The sequence below is a fragment of the Poseidonocella sp. HB161398 genome, from assembly GCF_005870025.1.
Taxonomy (GTDB): Bacteria; Pseudomonadota; Alphaproteobacteria; order Rhodobacterales; family Rhodobacteraceae; genus Mangrovicoccus.
Genome location: NZ_VATA01000220.1, coordinates 1 through 1,400, shown reverse-complemented (window position 1 = coordinate 1,400; position 1,400 = coordinate 1). Strand labels below are relative to the sequence as shown.

The window sequence follows — 1,400 nt, the reverse complement described above, 5'->3', positions numbered from 1 at the left end:
GGCGCGTGTGTGGATGCCCCCTGTTTGGCAAGCGATATCTTCGGTCTTTCGGCGGGGTCTTCGATCGGACGTGTGTCAGGCCTCTGAGCGTGGCTTTCAACGACACCACGGGCCGGTATGCTGTTCGGAAGGCTGGGTTCACATAGGTTCAGAGAGCTGCAAGCGCTCGAGCCCCGGGCCTGAATTGCCCTGCCTTGAACTTCGAAGTCCGTGTCGCTTACTCCTCGTCGATCTCTCGCCCCGGCCTTGCGGCCATGCCGTGCCCTCGCCCGTCCCGAGCCTGGGTCACGCCATCCTGTAGTCTTCCTGCTTCGTGGTCATGGCCCAGATCATGCGGGCCGCTCGCAGTGCGCTCGGACCGATGGCGCGTCACCGCTCGCTGTTGGCCAGCGCGACGGCGGCGACCATCTTCGGCTTGCGCGCCACAAGAGCGGCGAGCCCGCGGTTCGGGCTTCCGCCTTTTCGAACTACCCACCGGATCACGCTCATGGCGCCGACGATCAGCAGGCGGCGGATGTCAGTCTGGCCCATCTTGCTGACCGAACCCAGCTTGGTCTTGCCACCGGTGGACCTCTGCCGGGGCACCAGGCCGAGCCACGCTGCGAAGTTTCGCCCGCTGGCGAATGTGTCGAGGTCCGGCGCGAACGCCGAGACCGCGCCAGCGGTGACCGGGCCGATCCCGGGGATGGTGCACAACCGTCGCAGCTGTGCATCTGTCTTCGATGCCGCCTCGAGCTCGTCCGCCAGTTGTTTGATCGCCTCGGCGAGCCGCGCGATTTGGCCGAGGTAAATCGTGCCCATCTCCCGAACCGGGCGTGGCAGGTCCGTGGCCTCGTCTTCCAGCGCGTTCTCCAGCATCTTCAGGCTCGCCGGTCCCTTCGGCGCCACAAGGCCAAACTCGGCCAGATGTCCTCGAAGCGCGTTGACGAGCTGCGTGCGTTGCCGGACCAGACATTGATGCGTCCGGAATGCGACCGCGCGCCCCTGGGTCTCGGCGCTCTTCACCGCCACGAAGCGCATGGTCGGGCGCAAGGCCGCCTCCGCGATGGCCTCCGCGTCCGCATTGTCGTTTTTCTGACGCTTCACGAACGGCTTCACGTAGGCCGCCGGGACAAGCCGAACCTCGTGGCCGAACCTCGTGGCCGTGCCGTTGTGCCACCCGGCCCCAGTGATGCGACGCAGCGCAGGCCTCCATCGCAACGACGCACACGGGCTGCTCGGCGAGAAGCGTCGCCAGACGCGTCCGCGACAAACTTCGGTTGCATAGAACCGTCCCCTCCGGCCCAACAGCGCAGACCTGGAAGCTGCCCTTCGCCAGGTCGATTGCCAGCATGCTGATCGTCGTCGTCATTGACGTGCCCTCCGTTCGGTTCCGATGGAACCATCATGGCATGCGAGAT

General features: G+C 65.9%; 1 pseudogene. It reads right to left on the bottom strand.

The window, feature by feature from the left end:
• Positions 1–285 precede the first annotated feature (285 nt).
• Positions 286–1,351, bottom strand: a pseudogene (locus tag FGX59_RS36885) (IS110 family transposase).
• Between the last annotated feature and the right edge of the window lie 49 nt (positions 1,352–1,400).